This is a genomic window from Aquitalea sp. USM4 (assembly GCF_004328945.1).
GTDB lineage: Bacteria > Pseudomonadota > Gammaproteobacteria > Burkholderiales > Chromobacteriaceae > Aquitalea > Aquitalea pelogenes.
Map to the genome: position 1 here is coordinate 2559118 of NZ_CP029539.1, position 20235 is coordinate 2579352.

Annotated in this window: 21 protein-coding genes; 12 read left to right on the forward strand and 9 right to left on the reverse strand. The window is 55.1% G+C overall.

Annotation, left to right across the window (positions count from 1 at the left end):
- Nucleotides 1-395 precede the first annotated feature (395 nt).
- The 8 genes from puuE (at nt 396) to htpG (ending at nt 8098) form a co-directional block, all read left to right on the forward strand.
- Nucleotides 396-1334 carry an allantoinase PuuE gene (gene puuE, locus DKK66_RS11830; RefSeq protein WP_131358275.1) on the forward strand — a complete coding sequence of 313 codons (939 nt, stop codon included), beginning with the start codon at nt 396-398 and terminating at the stop codon, nt 1332-1334.
- The gene (uraD, locus tag DKK66_RS11835; protein WP_131358278.1) at nt 1331-1861 is read left to right on the forward strand and encodes a 2-oxo-4-hydroxy-4-carboxy-5-ureidoimidazoline decarboxylase; all 531 of its coding nucleotides are present in this window, start codon (nt 1331-1333) and stop codon (nt 1859-1861) included. Before puuE ends, uraD begins: the two co-directional genes overlap by 4 nt.
- Complete coding sequence (locus DKK66_RS11840) at nt 1858-2484, forward strand: LysE family translocator (RefSeq protein ID WP_131358281.1); 627 nt, start codon at nt 1858-1860, stop codon at nt 2482-2484. Before uraD ends, DKK66_RS11840 begins: the two co-directional genes overlap by 4 nt.
- Before the next feature lie 37 nt (nt 2485-2521).
- The gene (gene alc, locus DKK66_RS11845) at nt 2522-3565 is read left to right on the forward strand and encodes an allantoicase (protein WP_131358284.1); all 1044 of its coding nucleotides are present in this window, start codon (nt 2522-2524) and stop codon (nt 3563-3565) included.
- A 31-nt stretch (nt 3566-3596) separates the two neighbouring features.
- Entirely contained in the window at nt 3597-4100 is a 504-nt protein-coding gene (locus DKK66_RS11850) for an ureidoglycolate lyase (protein ID WP_131358286.1), read from the forward strand.
- Between the two features lie 131 nt (nt 4101-4231).
- A complete protein-coding gene (locus DKK66_RS11855) occupies nt 4232-5587 on the forward strand; it encodes a nucleobase:cation symporter-2 family protein (protein ID WP_255434116.1) in 1356 nt (451 codons plus the stop codon).
- Between the two features lie 9 nt (nt 5588-5596).
- Nucleotides 5597-6061: an XdhC family protein gene (locus DKK66_RS11860; protein ID WP_242673624.1), complete on the forward strand. Its 465-nt coding sequence runs from the start codon at nt 5597-5599 to the stop codon at nt 6059-6061.
- Nucleotides 6062-6196: 135 nt separating this feature from the next.
- Nucleotides 6197-8098 carry a molecular chaperone HtpG gene (gene htpG, locus DKK66_RS11865; protein ID WP_131358295.1) on the forward strand — a complete coding sequence of 634 codons (1902 nt, stop codon included), beginning with the start codon at nt 6197-6199 and terminating at the stop codon, nt 8096-8098.
- Between the two features lie 90 nt (nt 8099-8188).
- On the opposite strand, the gene DKK66_RS11870 is transcribed toward htpG, so the two are convergent.
- Nucleotides 8189-8794, reverse strand: a complete 606-nt coding sequence (locus DKK66_RS11870) for a glutathione S-transferase family protein (protein WP_131358298.1) — start codon at nt 8792-8794, stop codon at nt 8189-8191.
- Nucleotides 8795-8809: 15 nt separating this feature from the next.
- Nucleotides 8810-9073 carry a DUF2917 domain-containing protein gene (locus DKK66_RS11875; RefSeq protein ID WP_165494160.1) on the reverse strand — a complete coding sequence of 88 codons (264 nt, stop codon included), beginning with the start codon at nt 9071-9073 and terminating at the stop codon, nt 8810-8812.
- Nucleotides 9074-9167: 94 nt separating this feature from the next.
- Between DKK66_RS11875 and DKK66_RS11880 the strand changes: the two genes are divergently transcribed.
- Together DKK66_RS11880 and DKK66_RS11885 are read left to right on the forward strand one after the other, a co-directional pair.
- The gene (locus DKK66_RS11880) at nt 9168-10067 is read left to right on the forward strand and encodes a LysR substrate-binding domain-containing protein (RefSeq protein WP_131358304.1); all 900 of its coding nucleotides are present in this window, start codon (nt 9168-9170) and stop codon (nt 10065-10067) included.
- 41 nt (nt 10068-10108) lie between these two features.
- A complete protein-coding gene (locus tag DKK66_RS11885; RefSeq protein ID WP_207389775.1) occupies nt 10109-10441 on the forward strand; it encodes a YnfA family protein in 333 nt (110 codons plus the stop codon).
- A gap of 57 nt (nt 10442-10498) precedes the next feature.
- Here DKK66_RS11885 and DKK66_RS11890 read toward each other — a convergent pair whose 3' ends face one another.
- The 6 genes from DKK66_RS11890 to aceB form a co-directional block, all read right to left on the reverse strand.
- Nucleotides 10499-11110 carry a glutathione S-transferase gene (locus DKK66_RS11890; RefSeq protein WP_045847579.1) on the reverse strand — a complete coding sequence of 204 codons (612 nt, stop codon included), beginning with the start codon at nt 11108-11110 and terminating at the stop codon, nt 10499-10501.
- A gap of 94 nt (nt 11111-11204) precedes the next feature.
- Nucleotides 11205-11900: an SIMPL domain-containing protein gene (locus tag DKK66_RS11895; RefSeq protein ID WP_131358308.1), complete on the reverse strand. Its 696-nt coding sequence runs from the start codon at nt 11898-11900 to the stop codon at nt 11205-11207.
- A gap of 140 nt (nt 11901-12040) precedes the next feature.
- Nucleotides 12041-12835: an ABC transporter ATP-binding protein gene (locus tag DKK66_RS11900; RefSeq protein ID WP_062787542.1), complete on the reverse strand. Its 795-nt coding sequence runs from the start codon at nt 12833-12835 to the stop codon at nt 12041-12043.
- Nucleotides 12832-13734: an ABC transporter permease gene (locus DKK66_RS11905; RefSeq protein WP_045847576.1), complete on the reverse strand. Its 903-nt coding sequence runs from the start codon at nt 13732-13734 to the stop codon at nt 12832-12834. Before DKK66_RS11905 ends, DKK66_RS11900 begins: the two co-directional genes overlap by 4 nt.
- Before the next feature lie 130 nt (nt 13735-13864).
- Nucleotides 13865-14824 carry an ABC transporter substrate-binding protein gene (locus DKK66_RS11910; RefSeq protein WP_131358311.1) on the reverse strand — a complete coding sequence of 320 codons (960 nt, stop codon included), beginning with the start codon at nt 14822-14824 and terminating at the stop codon, nt 13865-13867.
- Nucleotides 14825-15049: 225 nt separating this feature from the next.
- Nucleotides 15050-16645 carry a malate synthase A gene (gene aceB / locus DKK66_RS11915; RefSeq protein WP_131358314.1) on the reverse strand — a complete coding sequence of 532 codons (1596 nt, stop codon included), beginning with the start codon at nt 16643-16645 and terminating at the stop codon, nt 15050-15052.
- Between the two features lie 149 nt (nt 16646-16794).
- Here aceB and DKK66_RS11920 point away from each other — a divergent pair, with 149 nt between their 5' ends.
- Complete coding sequence (locus tag DKK66_RS11920) at nt 16795-17691, forward strand: LysR family transcriptional regulator (RefSeq protein ID WP_131358317.1); 897 nt, start codon at nt 16795-16797, stop codon at nt 17689-17691.
- A gap of 466 nt (nt 17692-18157) precedes the next feature.
- Nucleotides 18158-19555: an amino acid permease gene (locus tag DKK66_RS11925; protein ID WP_045847572.1), complete on the forward strand. Its 1398-nt coding sequence runs from the start codon at nt 18158-18160 to the stop codon at nt 19553-19555.
- Between the two features lie 78 nt (nt 19556-19633).
- On the opposite strand, the gene DKK66_RS11930 is transcribed toward DKK66_RS11925, so the two are convergent.
- A complete protein-coding gene (locus DKK66_RS11930; protein WP_045847571.1) occupies nt 19634-20188 on the reverse strand; it encodes a flavodoxin family protein in 555 nt (184 codons plus the stop codon).
- Nucleotides 20189-20235 lie beyond the last annotated feature (47 nt).

Here is a 20235-nt window from a genome sequence, read left to right on the forward strand (position 1 = left end):
TGAGCAGCGCGCTTATCCTTGAAAGCTTGTGATGGAGTGATTTTATTCTGTGAGTTGGTCTGAAGCTGTACTTTCAGACATGTTTATCCCGTTGGGAGCTACGGTACGCTTGGAACCGATGAATCGAAACTGAGTAGATGATCAATTTTCTACATTCGGTGCGAAATCCATACGGAGAATGCAGGAGGGGAGTCGTGGATGTGTTGACAGTGGTGTTGATAAATACGAAGTGCGTCAGCGTATCAATACTTATGGGTAGTTATAGCAACTGGTGTGGATTAATGTATTCAGAATCGGGATGATTGGATGTAAATGTTAGTATCGCGTTTGAGTGTGTCGATCCTTTTTGTTTTGTCGAGGATGTCAGTGTATGCCAAGGCGAAGGAGTTCATAGCATGAAGAGAGATTATCCACGCGATATGGTCGGCTATGGGAAACAGCGCCCACCGGTGTGTTGGCCAGGCCAGGCCAGAGTGGCAGTTCAATTTGTTCTCAATTATGAGGAAGGTGGGGAAAGCAATATTCTTCATGGCGATGCCGTTTCAGAGCAGTTTTTATCAGAAATTGTAGGAGCTGCTGCATATACGGCACGTCATATGTCGATGGAAAGCTTATACGAATATGGGTCACGTGTTGGAGTATGGCGTATTTTGCGTGAATTCGAGCGGCGTGAATTGCCATTGACAGTTTTTGCTGTTGGTATGGCGCTAGAGCGTAATCCGGAAGCTGCAGCTGCATTTGTGGAGCAAGGTCATGAACTGGCATGTCATGGTTATCGCTGGTTACATTACCAAGATATAGATGTAGGACTGGAGCGAGAGCATATGCAACGTTGTGTTGAAATCGTGCAGCAATATACCGGTGAGCATCCTGCAGGCTGGTATACGGGAAGAGATAGCCCCAATACGCGACGCTTGGTGGTTGAAGAGGGAGGATTTCTATACGACGCCGATAATTATGGTGACGAATTACCTTTTTGGACCGAAGTGCGTTTGCACAATGGGGAATGCAAGCCTCATCTGGTGCTGCCATATACGCTGGATGTTAACGATATGCGCTTTGCCTCCCCGCAAGGGTTCAATACAGGAAAGCACTTTTATCAGTACCTCAAAGACAGTTTTGATGTGCTGTATGCCGAGGGTGAATCATCCCCTGCAATGCTGTCCATTGGTTTGCACTGCCGCTTGATCGGTCGGCCTGGCCGATTTGCTGCGCTGCAGAAATTTCTTGATTACGTTCAACAGCATCAATGGGTATGGATATGCCGCCGCGTTGATATTGCCCGCCACTGGGTACGCCATCATCCTTATTCTGCGCGGGAGGTATGCCCATGAAACCTCGCATGACACTAGAGTTATTGAACCAACTGCCGTTTGATGATTTTGTTGATGCACTTGGTGGGGTATTCGAACACTCTCCATGGGTGGCCGAACGTACTGCTGCTTTGCGTCCGTTTCATTCGGTGATGGAACTGGCTGCAGTAATGAGCGCCGAAGTGGAAAAGGCAGGCTATGGTCCGCAGATGGCGTTGATCAGAGCACACCCCGAGTTGGCAGGCAAAGCTGCAGTTCGTGGTGAATTGACCCGGGAGTCCTCGGAAGAGCAGGTGGGAGCCGGGCTGGATCAATGTTCACCCGAAGAGTTCGCTCGGCTGAATCATCTTAATCAGGCTTACCAGGCTAAATTTGGGTTTCCCTTCATTCTTGCCGTTCGTGGATATGAACGAATGGGAATTCTCCGTGAGTTTGAACGACGTTTGGGATCTGAAGTTGAAGAAGAACGTCGAGAGTGCTTGAAGCAAATATACCGCATTGCACGTTTACGCTTGGAGGCTATGTTTCCTGAGGATGTTGCTAGATGACTGCTGAGATGTTGGTCTTGTACCTGTTGGCGATTACGGTAGTGATTGCTGTGCCGGGCCCCTTGTCTCTTTTCATGGTCGGCAATGCAGTTCAATACGGTGTATGGCGGAGTTGGCCAGGTTTTGTTGGAGGAGTTCTGGCCTCGGTCAGTTTGTTACTGTTGTCTGCACTAGGGATTGGCTCCCTGTTATTGGCATCTCCTTCTATGTTTTTGCTATTGCAGCTGTTTGGGGCTTGCTATTTGTTATATCTGGGATTGCGAACATGGCAAGGAAGAGCAAAGTCTATTCAAGTGGAAATGAGAGGCCTGCCGATTGGCACAGAGCTCTTTTCCAAAGCCTTTCTGCTTGGTATCAGTAATCCAAAAGATATTGTTTTTTTTTTGGCACTTTTGCCACAGTTTTTGGTATCAACGCAACCACTGTTTCTTCAACTTGTATGGATGGTTGTTGGGTGGATGGTTGTGGATTTTTTTTGCAAGTTTGGCTATGGACTGTTGGCTAACTACTTGCTGTCCAAGATGGCTGGTCTTCGTAAATTCTTTCTCGCTGTTTCAGCTTTATGTTTTTTCTCTATTGGTGTAGTCCTGCTAGTGCAAACCGTAGCACATACTGTTCATTAAAATAGTTTTTGAATATTTATAATAAAGGAGAGACATCATGAGCATTCATTCACAGCATGAATTCACTGTGGTACATGCCGCTACTGTAGAGTTGCCAGATTATGCCCGGCGCTATGTGAACCTGGCAGATGCTGATTTTGGTGCCAAGGTTGTACACTGTTCTGATGAATGGTTTGCCCCTGCTGAGCGTATGTTGCAGTCAGCATCACCTGTGTTTTTGGTAGGCAAGTTTGACGATCATGGGAAATGGATGGATGGCTGGGAAACGCAGCGTCGCCGTAATGGAGGCCATGATCATGCTGTTATTCAATTGGGTTTGCCAGGAGTCATCAAAGGTATTGATATTGATACCAGTCATTTTACTGGTAATTTCCCACCTGCAGCAGTGCTGGAAGCCTGCTATTTCGATGGAATACCCGATGAAAATACGCAATGGACAACGCTTATTCCCGCAGTATCTATAAGCGGTAATGCGCACCATTTTTTTGCCATTGATGATGTTCGTGTCTGGACCCATGTTCGTTTGAATATTTATCCTGATGGCGGTGTGGCACGATTGCGTGTATATGGAGAAGTCCATATAGACTGGAACAGCAAGGATAAAAGTGCTTTATACGAAGTATCTGCTCTGCAACAGGGTGGGCGTGTCCTTGCATATAACGATGCTCATTTTGGTGTGCCATTTAGATTGATTATGCCCGGTAGAGGTATCAATATGGGGGATGGGTGGGAAACCCGGCGTCGGCGAGAACCCGGAAATGACTGGTGTATTGTAAAGCTTGGTCATGCGGCAGTGATCGAACGTATTGAAGTTGATACCGCTCATTTCAAGGGAAACTATCCCGATAGTGTTTCTATTCAGGCTGCATTGGTTAGTCAGGGAACCGATCAGTCTATTGTGACCCAAGCAATGTTCTGGGGAACTTTACTGCCAGAACAAAAAGCGACCATGGATGCCCAGCACTTTTTCGATCAAGAATATATCCGTCCTTTAGGTCCGGTTAACCATGTGCGGTTGAATATTTTTCCTGATGGAGGCGTCAGTCGTTTGCGTATTTGGGGTCGTTTGGCAAGTGAGTAAAGTCAATAAAATATGAGTGAGGAGAATTATTATGGCTTTGCTTAATTTGGAAGTGCTGACCAAGGAAGCATTTTTACCATTCGGTAATGTAATTGAAATAACGGGTAGTGATTGGTTTCCTATCAATAATGGTAGTACGCGTCGTTATCACAAGCTTGGTCTGGTCGATATTTGCGGGGATGATGGTTTGCCTGCCATCAGTATGGCACGAGGCGTCGCATTTGATTTTCCGCTTAGTATAAGTATGCTGGAGCGGCATCCTTTAGGTAGCCAGTCATTCATTCCTTGTAATGGTGTTTCATTTGTCGTGGTAGTTGCTCCCAGTTTGCCTGATGGAATGCCAGACGAGCGTGGTTTGCGTGCCTTTCATGCCAAATCCGATCAGGGTGTTAACTATTTTCGGAATTGTTGGCACCACCCATTGATCAGCTTGCAGCAGGAAGGCGATTTCATTGTGGTTGACCGTGTAGGCAGTGGTCACAACTGTGATGAAGTGATGCTCTCACAACAATACCAAATCGAAGCTTCCCGCTAGTTTATTTGCCTGATTTTGCTATTTTCCTTGTTGCCGAAGCAACTGGGTGGCCCGGTCATGCTCGTATTTTGCTGGTTCCATCGGTGGACTTCACAAGTCATATGGCATGAGCGATGCACAGGAGAGATCTGATGAGCGTAATAAAACCCATTCATCCGGTGGATGAAAAGCTACCATTTCTACAGTTATTTACTCTTGGACTACAACATGTTTTGGTGATGTATGCTGGAGCAGTGGCTGTCCCGCTGATTGTTGGTGGTGCTGTTGGTCTACCCAAGGAGCAAATCGCATTCTTGGTGAGTGCCGATTTGTTTTGTTGTGGCTTGGTTACCTTGTTGCAATGTCTGGGTATCAAGGGTTTCGGTATACGTATGCCTGTCATTATGGCAGTTACATTTGCCACGGTTGGGCCAATGATTGCGATCGGACAGAACCCTGAGTTAGGTCTTCCCGGAATTTTTGGGGCAACCATGGCCGCAGGTTTGATATCGCTGCTGCTGGTTCCACTGATCGGCCGTCTGATTCGTTTCTTTCCACCATTGGTCACCGGGGTAGTAATTACTTCAATTGGTCTTTCTATTATTGGCGTCGGTATCAATTGGTCGGCAGGTGGTCTCGGTTCTCCTGATTACGGTAGCCCCTTATATCTGGGGATTTCATTGACCGTCCTCGTCTTCATCCTGTTGATCATCCGGTTTGCTTCGGGCTTTCTTGCCAATATTTCCATTCTGCTTGGCCTGGTACTTGGCTTTGTCATTGCTTTGTTACTGGGAAAAGTTGATTTTAATGGACTACAGGATGCCAATTGGTTTGCCATGATTCTGCCTTTCAAGTTTGGTGCACCAAGATTTGAACTATGGTCCATCGTCACATTGACAGTGGTGATGCTGATTGTCTTCATCGAGTCCATGGGCATGTTTCTGGCACTGGGTGAAATCGTAAATCGCCCTGTCAAGCGTCAGGATCTGGTGCGTGGTTTGCGTGTTGATGCTGTGGGAACCCTGTTTGGTGGCATGTTCAATACGTTCCCACATACTTCGTTTTCGCAGAATATCGGTCTGGTCAGCATTACAGGTGTGAGTAGCCGCTGGGTGTGCGTGATGTCGGGTTTTATCCTGATTGCTTTCGGGCTGGTACCTAAGATGTCGATTGTTGTGGCCTCCATTCCTCCCTTTGTACTGGGTGGTGCTGGCATCGTGATGTTTGGCATGGTGCTTGCAACTGGCATCAAGGTGTTATCACGTGTGGACTTCCAGAATCGTTACAACCTCTACATCGTTGCCATCAGTCTTGGTATGGGTATGATTCCCACGGTTGCCAAGGATTTTTTTGGACAGATGCCCACAGGTATGGCACCGCTATTACATAGCGGTATCTTGTTGGCAAGCTTGACTGCGGTAATCTTGAATGCCTTTTTCAATGGGCTTGGGAGTAGTGATCTGACCGAAGCCAGCTCGACGGAGGTCATGTCCGTACCTGGACACTAAGTGCTTGATATGGCTGCCGGCACGATGCAGGTGGTGTTGTGTGGAGCAGGCCCTGTCGGTCGGGCGGTGATTCGTTTGCTGGGCGAGCTGCCTTGCACCGTATTTTGGCTGGATCGTCGCCCGTCAATTTTTCCCGAGGAGTTGGCTGGCAATATTCACCCTGTGGCAGGCGGCGTCGAGCAGATGTGCAATTTGCCTGCCAATGCTTGCTGGCTGGTAATGACTGATGACGATTTGCTTGATTTCGACTGGGTCGAGCAGATTTTGCTGCGCGGTGATGCACGCTTTATCGGCTTGCTGGGATGTCGTGGCAAACTGGCCAGTTTCAATTTGCGTCTGATCAGTCGAGTGCCCCTTGGGAGTATTGCCAGTGTTCACTGCCCTTTGGGAATAGAAGGGATCAACAGTCGACAACCAGCGATAATGGCAATTTCCATCGTGGCGCAGCTTATGCAGCAACTCAAGCCGGACTGATTCGATATCTTGCTGCGTGAGAGTTGTTTGTCCGCGCAGACAATCCTGACCATTGCTGTGTTGAGGGTATTGAAATCGGCCGGCTTGTCCCTATCTGTCTGCTCACTGTTACCCAACCACTGATGAATAGAGACCATGAGCGCACAGAAAGAAACCCTGGGCTTTCAGACCGAAGTCAAACAACTGCTTCACCTGATGATCCACTCCTTGTATTCCAACAAGGAGATCTTCCTGCGAGAGCTGATCTCCAATGCATCGGATGCTGCCGACAAATTGCGTTTTGAAGGTCTGGCCAAGCCCGAGTTGTTTGAGAATGATGCCGAGTTGAAGATTATCGTCAGCTTTGACAAGGAAGCCCGCACCATCACCATTTCTGACAATGGTATCGGCATGAGTCGCGACGAGGTGATTGCCAATATCGGTACCATCGCCAAGTCTGGCACCAAGGCATTCTTCGAACAGCTGTCTGGTGACTCCAAAAAGGATGCCAATCTGATTGGCCAGTTTGGTGTTGGTTTTTACTCGGCCTTCATTGTTGCTGACAAGGTGAGTCTGACTACCCGCCGTGCCGGTGCTGCCGCCAGCGAAGGTGTTCGCTGGGAATCCCAGGGCGAAGGGGAGTACACGCTGGAACAGGTGGAAAAGGCTGGTCGTGGTACCGACATCGTCCTGCACCTGAAGGAAGGTGAAGACGAGTTGTTGGCCGACTGGGCACTCAAGCGCATTGTGCGTACCTACTCCGACCATATTTCCATCCCGATTCTGATGAAGAAGGGCAATAGCTACGGCGAAAATGGCGAAGTAATTGAAAGCGACGAGCTTGAAGCCGTCAATGCCGCTTCGGCCTTGTGGACCCGCAGCAAGAGCGAAATCAGCGACGAGCAGTACATCGAGTTTTACAAACATGTGGCACATGATTTCACCGACCCGCTGGCCTGGAGCCATGCCCGCGTCGAAGGTCGCCAGGAATATACCGAACTGCTATATATCCCGTCCCGCGCACCGTTCGACATGTGGGACCGCGAGCGCAAGCAGGGCATCAAGCTGTATGTACGCCGCGTGTTCATCATGGAAGACAGCGACAAGCTGATGCCGCAATACCTGCGTTTTGTGCGTGGCGTAATCGACAGCAATGATCTGCCGTTGAATGTTTCACGTGAGATCCTGCAGGAAAGCAAGGATATCGACGCGATTCGCGCCGGTTGCGTCAAGAAGGTGCTGGGCTTGCTGGAAGATCTGGCCAGCAATCAGCCGGAAAAATACGCCGCATTCTGGAAAGAGTTCGGCCAGGTGCTGAAAGAAGGCGTGGGCGAAGACCATGCCAACAAGGAGCGTATCGCCAAGCTGTTGCGTTTTGCATCTAGCACCGTTGAAAGCGATGAACCGACTGTCAGCCTGAGCGACTATATCGGCCGTATGAAAGAAGGTCAGGACAAGATCTACTACATCACCGCCGATACGCTGGCCGCGGCGCGTAACAGCCCACATCTGGAAGTGTTCAAGAAGAAGGGCGTGGAGGTGCTGTTGCTGACCGACCGTGTGGATGAGTGGGTGGTTGGTTCGCTGTTCGAGTTCGATGGCAAGTCGCTACAGTCGGTAGCCAAGGGCCAACTGGACCTGGGCGGGCTGGAAGACGAAGCCGACAAGGAAGCACAGAAGCAGGCTGAAGAAGCAGCGAAACCGCTGGTGGAAAAAGTGCAGAATGCACTGGGCGACAAGGTGAAGGAAGTGCGTGCTACTGTGCGTCTGACCGACAGCCCGGCCTGCCTGGTTGCGGGTGAGCACGATATGAGTGCCCACCTGGAACGGATGCTGAAGGCGGCCGGCCAAAAAGTGGAAGCGAGCAAGCCTACCTTGGAAATCAATCCGGAACACGTGCTGGTGAAACGTCTGGCTGAAGAGTCGGATGCTGGCCGCGCGGCCGATCTGGCTCAGGTGCTGTACGACCAGGCCTTGTTGGCAGAGGGTGGCAAACTGGAAGACCCTGCCACCTTCGTCAAGCGCATCAACAAGCTTTTGCTGGAGTTGTCGGTCTGAGTTTGCCTCGTTGACCGCAGTACAAGACAAAACCGCCCTTTGGGGCGGTTTTGTCTTATGGACGCTAGCAGTCAGGGTTCGCTGCGGTGCTTACTCAAACGGTGTGGCTACAAAGGCTGGCAGGGCTTCGGCTTGTGTGCTCCATTGCTGCAGTTGCGGGAAGTCCATCCAGTCCAGTTGCTGTGGCAGTAGCTCTCGACTGAAGCGCCAGGCGACGGCAATGCTGATACCAGCCTGATCCATGTTGTTAATATCTGGCGGTAGTTTTGCCATCGCCTGTTCCAGCGCGCTGTATGCCGCAGTCAATTGGCTTGCGACACGTTCCTGCCAGGGCAAATGCCGTTTGTCCTCGGGGCGTAGCTGTTGCTCGTAGATCAGTTGCACACTTTTTTCCATGGCGGCTAGCGCCAGCCCCAGCAGGTACAGGCAGTGCTGACGTTGTGGCAGGGTCTTGGGCATCAGGCTGCGCTCTGGATACAGGGTGTCCAGATAATCCAGAATCAGGGTGGAGTCCATCAGCGTATTGCCATCATCTAGCATTAGGGTCGGGGCCTTCACCACCGGATTGATGGATTGGAATTCAGCCAGATGGCGAAATACCGATACGGCGCGATGGGTAAACGGAATCCCCATCAAGCGCATGCTGATGGCAACACGGCGTACATAAGGGGAGTCCAGCATGCCAATCAGTTGCATGATCTGCCTTCCTGTTCAAGCGGTTTGAAAATGGCTGGCAATGCTTAGCCAGCTGCATTGAGGGGTATTGGTGGCGGGGCGCATTTCCAGCTGGCCATGTCCTTCCAGCAGCAGCTTGCCGGCAGGGAGCTGTAGCGAGTCTCCACCTTGCAGGCAGATGTCCTGGCCGTCAATTGTCAGCCAGTGTGCACCGCTACCGGCAACGATCAGGCAGGGTCGGGATAGTTGTACTACCAGCAGTTCACCTTTTGCCAGTTCCAGCCTTAATGAGTGGGACATGGTCATCTCCTTTCGTGGGGGTGAGTTCACTATAAGTTGTGCGGTTGCTGCTGAAAATTGATATTTATTTGGAATTCATGTTAGTTTTTCTTACATGAGACCTTTACCACCCCTATCTGCACTACGCAGTTTCGAAGCACTCGCCCGACTGGGTAGTGTTACGCAGGCAGCCAGCGAGCTGCATGTGACGCATTCGGCCATCAGCCAGCAAATACGGCAGCTTGAGGAAATGCTGGGTGTGGTGTTGTTTGTCCGGGAAGGCCGGGGACTGCGCCTGACAGAGGACGGGCGGCTGTATGCACTGCAAGTGCGTATCGGGCTGACCGAGTTAACCGAAGCTACACGTTTGATTCAGGCTCGCCCGCGGGATGGCGAGCTGGTGGTCGCCGTGCTGCCTTCCTTTGGCGCACACTGGCTGTTGCCACGCTTACCGCGTTTTCAGGCGCGTTTCCCGCAATACCGCATCAGTTTGCGTGCCAGTCTGGATATTCAGGATTTGCGCCAGGGGCTGGTGGATATCGGTGTGCGCATGGGGCAGGGCGGCTGGGAGGGTTTGCAGCAGCAACATTTGTTTGATGATGAGTTGGTGGTCGTGGCCTCACCTGGTTTCCGGCAGGGTAAACTGCCACGGACTCCAGCCGAGATTGTCGCCGGGCCGGTGGTTCGCACCGTGGAAAGCTGGATGGGCTGGTGTCAGGCAGCAGGAGTGGAAGAACCGTCACAAGCTGGGCTGTGGATTAATGATTCCAATCTGGTATTGCAGGCCGTGCAGCAGGGAATGGGAGTAGCGCTGGAGCGGCGCAGCCTGGTGGATGCTGGTCTTAAGTCCGGCATGCTGGTGCAACTGAGTGATATCGTGGTGCCTTATCCCTATCCGCACTGGCTGGTATGGCCACAGCGCGAAAGCTCCTTGCTCAAGCAGCGTGAATTCGCTGGCTGGATGGCCGAGGAGGTAGCCGTGTATCAGCAGGAGCTGGCGCAGGCTGCCCGCTGATATTGGCATCCACGGCGGCGAAATGCAGTGAAGGAACAGTAGTGGAATTATTGAAATTATTGCTCTTGTTTGGCCTGACGGCATTGGCCGAGATTACCGGCTGCTATCTGCCCTGGCTGTGGCTGAAACAGCAGGGTTCAGTCTATTTATTAGTACCAGCCGCGCTTTCACTGTTGCTGTTTGTCTGGCTGCTGACCTTGCACCCGGCCGCGGCCGGGCGTGTCTATGCCGCTTATGGTGGTGTCTATGTGGTGGTGGCCTTGTTATGGCTGTGGGTGGTTGATGGCGTGCGGCCAGGCTTGTGGGATGTGCTGGGGGCTACACTGGCCTTGGCGGGAATGGCCATCATCATGCTGGCACCACGGTCGACATGAGCGCGCTGGTGTGCAAAATGAAAAAACCGGGATTGCCCCGGTTTTTGTATGTCTCGTTTACGCTGCCGGTGGCCGGGTATCGATGAATGATTGGCGAGCGGACAACCGTTCCAGCAGGCTTGCCAGATTGGGGTGGCGTTCGCGCCAGTCAATGGCCGGGAAACGGAAATCCAGGTAGCCCAGGCAGCAGCCGACGGCAATGTCGGCCAGGCTATAACTTTCGCCATTACACCATTGCCGTTCACCCAGATCGGCGGCCATGACTGCCAGCCCGCGATCTATCTTGTCCTGTTGCCGTGCGATCCATTCCGGCATCTGCTTGTCTGCTGGCCTGCGCTGTTCCAGCACAATGGCGACGGCGGCATCGGTAATGCCATCGGCCAGTGCTTCCCAGCGACGGGTATTGATCAGGCGACGGTTTTCCTGTGGCAGCAGGCGTGCAACTGGCGAGATATTGTCCAGATATTCCACGATGACCCGCGAATCGAACAGGGTGCTCCCGTCATCCAGCTCCAGCACCGGGACTTTGCCCAGCGGGTTGTAATGCGGGACCTGACTATCCGGATTCCACGGCATGTCCTCTTCCAGCGGGCAATCAATCTTCTTGTCGGCCAGTACGATGCGTACCTTGCGGGCATACGGACTGGTGTAGGAGGCAATCAGTTTCATGGTGGTAGAGTGCTCGGCGGGTCGTAAAAGCGGGCTGATGTATTCAGCCCGTTGTGTTGCTTACTGTAGCGCAAGGTTGCGGTGGCATAAAGAGCTAGTTGAGCTCAATCTTGCCATTGATGGTGAGTTGCAACTGGCTTTGGCCTGGTTGCCAGTCTGGCTGGGCCACATCGGCTTCCTTGGCCATGGGTGCTGCGGCAGCGCGCATCAGCATGGGGGGGCGGAAGGCCGGGGCTGCATTGCCAAACTCCAGCTCCTTGATGGTAATACGGCTTTTGCCGAGGGTTTGCGCCGTGATATTGGCTTGTGCCTGCATTTCGGCCAATGCAGCTGGAATCATGGCTTTTTCCGCAGCGCGACGGGCAGCATCGGATACGGTGAACTGCACGCCTTCCAGCAGCATGGTTTTCTGTAGCTGTGCTACCAGTTCTGCTGCCTGGGTCATGTCCCGGCTTTTCAGGCGGATTTCCGCGCGGCCTTGCCAGCCTTGAATCTTGCCGTTCTTGTCGTAGCTGGGCCAGCTGTTATAGCTGCCACTGCTGACGTCCACTTGAGGATATTTCTTGCCAAGTGCCATGCCCTGGGCAATGCCCTTGTTCAGGCGGTTGGCCAGCGTGGCGGGCTGATCGCTTTTTTCCTGCAGGTAGAGCGTGGCTTGCAGCTGGTCGTTAGCGACTTCTTGCTGGGCAGAGCCTGACAGACGCAGTTCGATGCCATCAGCTGCCTTGGCCAGGGCCGGTGTGATGAGCAGGCTGGCTACCATCAGGGAGGGAATAAGCGTGGATTTCATGCGGACTCCTGCATAAATTGGCGAACAGGCGTTTGAGCCGGGTTGATGCAGAAGGTTCGCATATCTGGCCAGCAATTGGCCACTGAGCGTGGCAGGCCCGTGCCGGCTGCGGTGCAGCAACCGGCACGAGGGGGCAGAACTCAGCCCAGCAACAACGCGTCGTCGTCCAGCTTTTCGCCGCGGGTTTGCTCGAACATGGCCAACAGATCGGGCACATCCATGCGGCTGCGGCTGTCGCCGCTGACATCCAGTACCACGCGGCCTTGGTGCAGCATGACGGTGCGATGGCCGTGGTCCAGTGCCTGACGCATGGAGTGAGTCACCATCAGGGCGGTCAGCTTGTTCTCGGTCACAATGCGGTCAGTCAGCTCCAGTACGAAGGCCGCCGTTTTGGGGTCGAGCGCGGCAGTGTGTTCATCCAGCAGCAGCAGGCGGGAAGGCTGCAAGGATGCCATCAGCAGGCTGACGGCCTGGCGCTGACCACCGGACAGCAGGCCCATGCGGTCTCCCAGGCGGTTTTCCAGACCCAGCTTGAGTGTGGACAGCTTGTCGCGGAAGGCTTCGCGATAACTGGCCTTGACCGCGCGCGACAGGCCGCGTCCCTGGCCGCGCTGCATGGCCAGTGCCAAGTTTTCTTCGATAGTGAGCCCTTCACAGGTACCGGCGAGCGGGTCCTGAAACACGCGGGCCACCAGTGCCGCACGCTGCCAGGCAGACTGACGGGTGACGTCCTGCCCGTCAATGAACAGGCTGCCGGTGTCCGGGCTGATGTCACCGCTGATGGCATTCAGAAAAGTGGATTTACCAGCACCATTGCTGCCGATCACGGTGACGAACTGGCCGGACTCGATGGTGAGCGACAGGCCGCGCAGCACCGGGTTTTCCAGCGGGGTGCCGGGATTAAAGGTTTTGAACAGATTGTCGGCGCGCATCATGCGGATTTCCCTCCTTGCTTGTTGCGCAGCTTGCCCTTGATTTTGGGCAGTACCAGCGCCAGGCCCACCAGCACGGCGGTAATCAGGTTCAGGTCTTGGGCTTGCAGGCCGATGAAGTCGGCATTCAGCGCCAGGGCGATCAGCAGGCGGTAGAGCAGTGCGCCCAGCACGGTGGCCAGTGTCACCAGCCATAGTGTGCGTGGCGGCAGCAGGGTTTCACCGATGATGACGGCGGCGAGGCCCACCACAATGGTGCCGATGCCCATGGAGATGTCGGCACCACCCTGGGTTTGCACGTATAGCGCACCTGCCAGTGCAATCAGTGCATTGGACAGGGCCATGCCGGCCAGGGTCATGCGGTCGGTGGAAATGCCCTGTGCCCGTGCCATGCGCGGGTTGGCACCGGTGGCGCGCAGCGCGAGGCCGGTTTCCGAGGCGAAGAAGGCGTCCAGCAACAGCTTGGCGATGACCACAATGACCGCCAGCACAGCAGGCTGAATCAGCCAGGCGTTGTCATTCACCGTGCTGATGAAGGGGGTGAATACGGTGGGCAGGCCGATCAGCGCGATATTCGGTGCGCCCATGATGCGCAGGTTGATGGAATAGAGCGCAATCATCACCAGAATGCTGGCCAGCAATTGCAGGATGCCCAGGCGCACATTGAGCCAGGCGGTCAGCCAGCCGGCAGCAGCTCCGGCAATGGCAGCCAGGCCGCAAGCCAGCCACGGGTCGTGGCCACCGGCAATCAGCACGGCAGCGACGGCACCGCCCAGCGGGAAACTGCCGTCGGCGGTAAGGTCGGGAAAGTTGAGCAGGCGGAAGGAAATCAGCACGCCCAGTGCGACGAGGGCAAAGATAAGGCCGATTTCCAGCGCGCCCATCAGTGAAATCAGGGACATGAACACCTCTGCGACATGCCGGCTTGTCAGGGGTGTAGCCGGCAAGCCTGGCCTGGGTGAGGCCGGGCTGTTGAGACGGAAAAAGCCCGGATGGCGGTGAAACCATCCGGGCAGTCAGGCTGCTAACCGCTTACTTGACGGTGTTCTGCGCTTCTTTCAGCAGGGCGGCGGACAGCGGCGCACCTTGCTTCATGGCGGCAGACGGGTTTACGGTCAGGCTCAGCTTGCTGCCTACTTCCGGAGCGATGGTACCCGGCTTTTCACCCTTCAGGATGCGAACCACAATCTTGCCGGTCTGACGCCCCATATCGTAGTAGTTCATGCCCAGGGCTGCGATGGCACCACGCTTCACCGAGTCGGTATCCGAGGCAATCAGCGGCAGTTTGGCCTGATTGGCGACGGCCACCAGCGATTCGTAAGTGGACACCACATTGTTGTCGGTGCTGGTGTAGATGGCATCAACCTTGCCGATCAGGCTCTTGGCCGCCGGGGCCACATCCACGGTACGCGGTGCCGGGGCTTCCACCAGGCTCATGCCGCGCTTGGCCAGTTCTTCTTTCAGTTCCTTCACCACGATGGTGGAGTTGACCTCACCCGGACTGAACACCATGCCGACGCGTTTGGCGCCCGGTTTTACCTTCAGGATCAGGTCTACCTGCGGGCCCAGCGGCAGCATGTCGGAAACGCCGGTTACATTGCTGCCGCTGGGTTTCCAGCTGCTGACCAGCTTGGCAGCCACCGGGTCGGTGACTGCAGTGAATACGATAGGCAGGGTTTTGCTGGCGGCAACCAGTGCCTGGGCGGACGGCGTGGCAATGGCCACGGCGACATCCGGCTTGTCGCCGACAAACTTGCGGGCGATCTGGCCGGCAGTCGCCGGGTTACCCTGCGCGCTTTGATACTGCACCTTGACCTTGTCCTCACCAAAACCCTCGGCTTTCAGTTGGTCAGTCACCCCTTTGCGGGCGGCATCCAGCGCCGGGTGATCGACAATGGCCGTGATGGCAACCGACTTGAGCTCGGCAGCGGAAGCAGACAGGGAGAGCACGGCTGCAGCGGCAGCCAGCAGTTGGCGATGGCGTAGGGACATGGCAATTCCTTGTGAGTCAGGATAGATTTTTTTGGAAAATGAATATTTCGCGCAATTTTATTCCAATACCAAAGATTTTTCTTGTTGCGTTGCGCAATAAAATGGCTGAGATTGGATATTGGAGACAGGAAGTTGCCCGATCGTCGGGCAGGCGAAAAAAAAGCGGCCCGGATCACGGGCCGCATGAGTGTAAGCTGGCAAATTGCCAACCATTGGATCGATCGTTTAGTCGATGTAGTCGTAACCCGGCAGGGTGAGGAATTCGACAAAGTCATCCGAGGTGGTCAGATGGTCGAACATGCGGGCTGCGTCTTCGTACTGCTTGGTCCAGCGGTTGCCGTATTCCGCCTTGAGCTTGGCTACTTCAGCAGCTTGCAGTTCGCGGAACAGTTCCACCGTCACCTTGCGGCCATCTTCCAGCACGCCCTTGGGGCTGCGGATCCATTGCCAGATCTGCGAGCGGGAGATTTCGGCGGTGGCGGCATCTTCCATCAGGTTGTGGATGGGCACGCAGCCGTTGCCGGAAATCCAGGAACCCAGATACTGGATGCCCACATTGATGTTCATGGACAGGCCGGCTTCGGTGATCGGCGCTTCCGGCTGGAAGTTCAGCAGGTCAGCGGCGGTGACATTCACATCCGGACGCTGCTTGGCAATCTGGTTGGGGGCGTCACCCAGCACGCGGCTGAAGGCTTCGTTGGCAATCGGTACCAGGCCCGGGTGTGCAACCCAGCCGCCATCGTAGCCGTCGGTGGCATCGCGGTCCTTGTCGGCTTTCACGCCACCCAGTGCCTTGTCATTGGCCACCGGATCGTTCTTGATCGGAATCAGCGCGGCCATGCCACCGATGGCCGGCGCGTTGCGCTGGTGGCAGGTTTTCAGCAGCAGCAGGGCATAGGCACGCATGAAGGGTACGGTCATGGTGATCTGTGCACGGTTGGCCAGGCAGAAGTCGCGATTCTGCTTGAACTTCTTGATGCAGCTGAAGATGTAGTCCCAGCGACCGGCGTTCAGGCCGGAGCTGTGTTCGCGCAGTTCGTAGAGGATTTCGTCCATCTCGAAGGCAGCGAGGATGGTTTCGATCAGTACGGTGGCCTTGATGGTGCCCTGCGGGATACCCAGCTCGTTCTGGGCAAACACGAACACATCGTTCCACAGGCGCGCTTCCAGATGGCCCTCCATCTTTGGCAGGTAGTAATAGGTGGCACTGCCCACGGTTTGCAGGTAGGCAATATTGTGGAAGAAGGACAGGGCGAAGTCGAACAGTGCGCCGGAGACAATCTCGCCATCCACGGTGACGTGTTTTTCCATCAGGTGCCAGCCGCGCGGACGCAGGATCAGGGTGGCAATGGTGTCGTTCAGTTTGTATTGCTTGCCGTCCGGATTGGCAAAGGAAATGGTCTTGCGATACGCATCACGGACATTGATCTGGCCGCTGATCTGGTTTTCCCAGCTCGGACAGTTGGAGTCCTCGAAGTCGGCCATGAAGCTCTTGGCACCGGAATTCAGTGCATTGATCATCATCTTGCGATCCACCGGCCCGGTGATTTCCACGCGGCGGTCCAGCAGGTCTTGCGGCAGCGGTGCAATTTTCCAGTCGCCGGCACGGATGGCGGCGGTTTCCGGCAGGAAGTCAGGCAGCTTGCCGGCATCCAGTTCGGTCTGGCGCACCACGCGGGCGGCAAGCAGCTCACGGCGGCGTGCTTCAAACTGGCGATGCAGTTTGGCGACAAAGGACAGTGCTTCGGTAGTGAGGATTTCTTCAAACGCCGGGGTCAGCGGGGCGAGGATTTCCACGCCTTGCGGAAGGGTGACAGCCATGTGCTTGCTCCTGAAGTAAATGCGTTTATACGGCAGAACCGCTGCCTTTGATCAACAAAATGCTGCATTGCGATGTAAGCAGTGTATCTAGCCAAACAGTAAAAAAAAATGCATAAATAGGCATAACATCTTTTACTTTTAAGTACGCAATGAGCGAACTCAAACAGCTGGAAACCTTTGTCGCCGTGGTCAATCATGGCAGCCTGTCCGCTGCTGCCCGCCAGCAAGGCGTGGTGCCAGCCATGATAGGCCGCCGGCTGGATGCGCTGGAGGAGCGGCTGGGGGTGAAGCTGCTGGTGCGTACCACGCGCAGCGTGACCCTGACCCAGGAAGGCGCGGCATTTTTTGAAGACTGCCAGCGCATTCTGACTGAACTGTCCGAAGCCGAGGCCGCAGTGGCGTCCGGTAGCGGCCGGGCGCGCGGCCATCTGCGGGTATCCGCCCCGGCCGGTTTTGGCCGGCGTCACGTGGCACCGCATATTGCGGCATTCCAGCTGGCGCATCCGGATATCCGGGTGACGCTGGATCTGTCGGACCGGCTGATTGATTTGCAGCGCGAGCGTATCGATTGTGCGATTCGCATTTCGGATCTGGCTGATTCATCGCTGGTAGCCATGCGGCTGGCGGAAAACCGGCGTGTGGTGGTGGCGTCGCCCGCCTATCTGGCAAGACATGGCATTCCACACACGCTGGAAGAGCTGGTGCAGCACAACTGTTTGTCGCTGGGTGAAAGCCAAAGCCGTGGCTGGAGCTTTGAACGGGATGGCGAACTGATCAACCTGCGCGTGTCAGGTCGTCAGGAATGTAATGATGGTGCGGTGCTGCATGACTGGGCCTTGCAGGGCTTGGGGCTGGCCTGGCGCTCCTTGTGGGAGGTCAAGGATGACTTGTCCGAGGGGAGGCTGGTGACAGTGCTGGACCAGTTTGCCTCGCCGGATTACCCGGTGTATGCCGTTGTTCCACAACGCCGTTTTCTACCGGCCCGGGTGCGGCATTTCATCGAACACCTGCGCCAGGTGTACACCGCCACCGGCTATTGGGATTGAAAGCCGCAGTTTGTTCCGTCACGGTTTTCGCTGCATGCCCGGAACACCCTTGCTGTCGGTCACCCTGGTCTATGGCCTGGCTGGCGGTTCCGGGCTTGGTATAGCACAAATTCATGTCAAATAGGCATGGCATTGCGTTAATGCAGCAATTTTTGCCGGATTGTTGGCTGAGCTGCGCTACAAACTGCCTTGTCTTGCACAATTATGACAAGTATGGGATAGATCCTGCCGCGATATAAGGCCATTAATGGATAATGGATACACTTTGTCCAATATTTTGGCTTGAACTGTTCTCCCCTTCCTGTAAGATCGCGCGTTTTCCGCGGCAGTGTCCTGCGTTGAGTTGTCGGTCACGAACCGGCAGCAGACAGGGCAGCGGCGGACGGGCTGAGTATGATCATCTAAGGCCGGTTGTCCCCTTGCCCAAACATGGCAATGGCACCGGCGCACACAGGATAGTCTGAACATGAGTTTGATGCGCAAAAAGAGCGTTCAGGGCATGCTGGAATTTGCCCAGACTGCAAAAGGGCTCCGCAAGGAGCTGACGGCTTTCGACCTGACCATGCTGGGGATCGGTGCCATCATCGGTACCGGCATTTTCGTGTTGACCGGTACCGGTGCCACGGTGGCAGGCCCGGGCCTGGTGTTGTCCTTCATCATCGGCGCCTTTGCCTGCGGCTTTGCTGCACTGTGCTATGCAGAATTCGCCGCCATGCTGCCGATTTCCGGCTCTACTTATACCTATGCATACGCCACGCTGGGTGAACTGGTGGCCTGGATCATCGGCTGGGACCTGATGCTGGAATACCTGCTGGCATCTTCTGCCGTATCGGTGGGCTGGTCCGGTTATTTCCAGAGCTTGCTGGGTGGTTTCGGCATTCACCTGCCCGATGCGCTGACAGCTGCAGCCGGAGCGGTTCCGGGCAAGGATACCTTGTTCAATCTGCCTGCCTTCACCATCGCGATGCTGATTACTGCCTTGCTGGCCTTTGGCATCAAGGAATCCAAACGCGTCAACAATATCGTGGTGCTGATCAAGGTGGCCGTGGTGCTGATGTTCATTGCCATCGGCGTGTGGCATGTCAAACCGGCCAACTGGAGCCCGGCCCTGCCTTACGGCATGAATGGCGTATTCCATGGCGCGGCCATCGTGTTCTTCAGCTTCCTGGGTTTTGACGCAGTGACTTGTGCGGCGGAAGAAGTGAAAGACCCGGCGCGCGACATTCCCAAGGGTGTGATCTGGTCGCTGGCCATCTGCTCCATCCTGTACGTGATCGTGTCCGCCATCATGACCGGCATCGTGCCTTACGCGCATTTCGCCGGTATCGACCACCCGGTATCGCTGGCGCTGCAAGTGGCCAAGCTGGACTGGTTTGCCGGTTTTGTCGATCTGGGTGCCATTCTGGGCATGCTGACCGTGATTCTGGTGATGACCTACGGCCAGACCCGCATCCTGTTTGCCATGAGCCGCGACGGTTTGCTGCCGAAAATCTTCTCCGAAGTGAACCCGAAATACGGCACGCCGTACAAGGCCACCTGGCTGATCGGCACCATCATCGCCCTGATTGCCGGCTTCATTCCGCTGCATACCCTGGCCGAACTGGTGAACATCGGTACGCTGGCTGCCTTCTCGCTGATTGCCATTGCCATCATCAAGCTGCGCAAGACCGAGCCTAACCTGCCGCGCAAATTCCTGTGCCCGGGTGTGCCTTATGTTCCGGCACTGGCCGTCATCTTCTGCGTATTCCTGATGGCGCAACTGTCCATGCTGACCTGGCTGTGCTTTGTGGTGTGGCTGGTGATTGGTCTGGTGGTGTACTTCGGTTACTCGCGCAAGAACTCCCACTTGCACAAGCAGGCCTGATTCCGTACTTGCTTCGGTACCTGCCAAAGAAAAAGCCACCTCGTGAGGTGGCTTTTTTGCATCTGCAGCGCTGAAAAATCAGCCGCGCAGTTTGGCGGCGATGGCAGCCACGCGTGCGCCGTATTGCTTGGCGGTGTCCAGGTCACCCTGCGGGATTTCATCCACGCTGGCATCAGCCGGGGACTGTACCAAGAGGCCAACCGAACCACCCAGATTGTTGATGTCAGTACGCTGGGCGGCCTTGGTATTGCTCGGCAGCAGACCCAGGCTGACCCAGATGCCACCGTGTTGCGAAGCCAGGGTTTGCAGGGTGATCAGGGCAACCTGCTTGTCGCCGTTCAGGCTGGCACTGTTGGTGAAGCCGCCGAATACCTTGTCTTGCCAGGCGCGGGTGAACCAGGCCTTGGAAGTGGCATCGGCAAATTTCTTGAACTGCCAGCTCGGGCTGCCCATATAAGTGGGCGCGCCAAAGATGATGGCGTCGGCTGCTGCCAGCTGGTCCCAGGCGCTGTCCGGCACATTGCCTTCGGCGTCGATGGCAACAAGCTCGGCATTGGCACCGGCAGCCACTTGCTGGGCAACACGTTGGGTATGGCCGTAGCCGGAATGATAGACAACGACAACCTTGGTCATGGTGAATCCCTTTGCTGGAGATGAAGCGGGAAGGGCTGGCTTGCCGT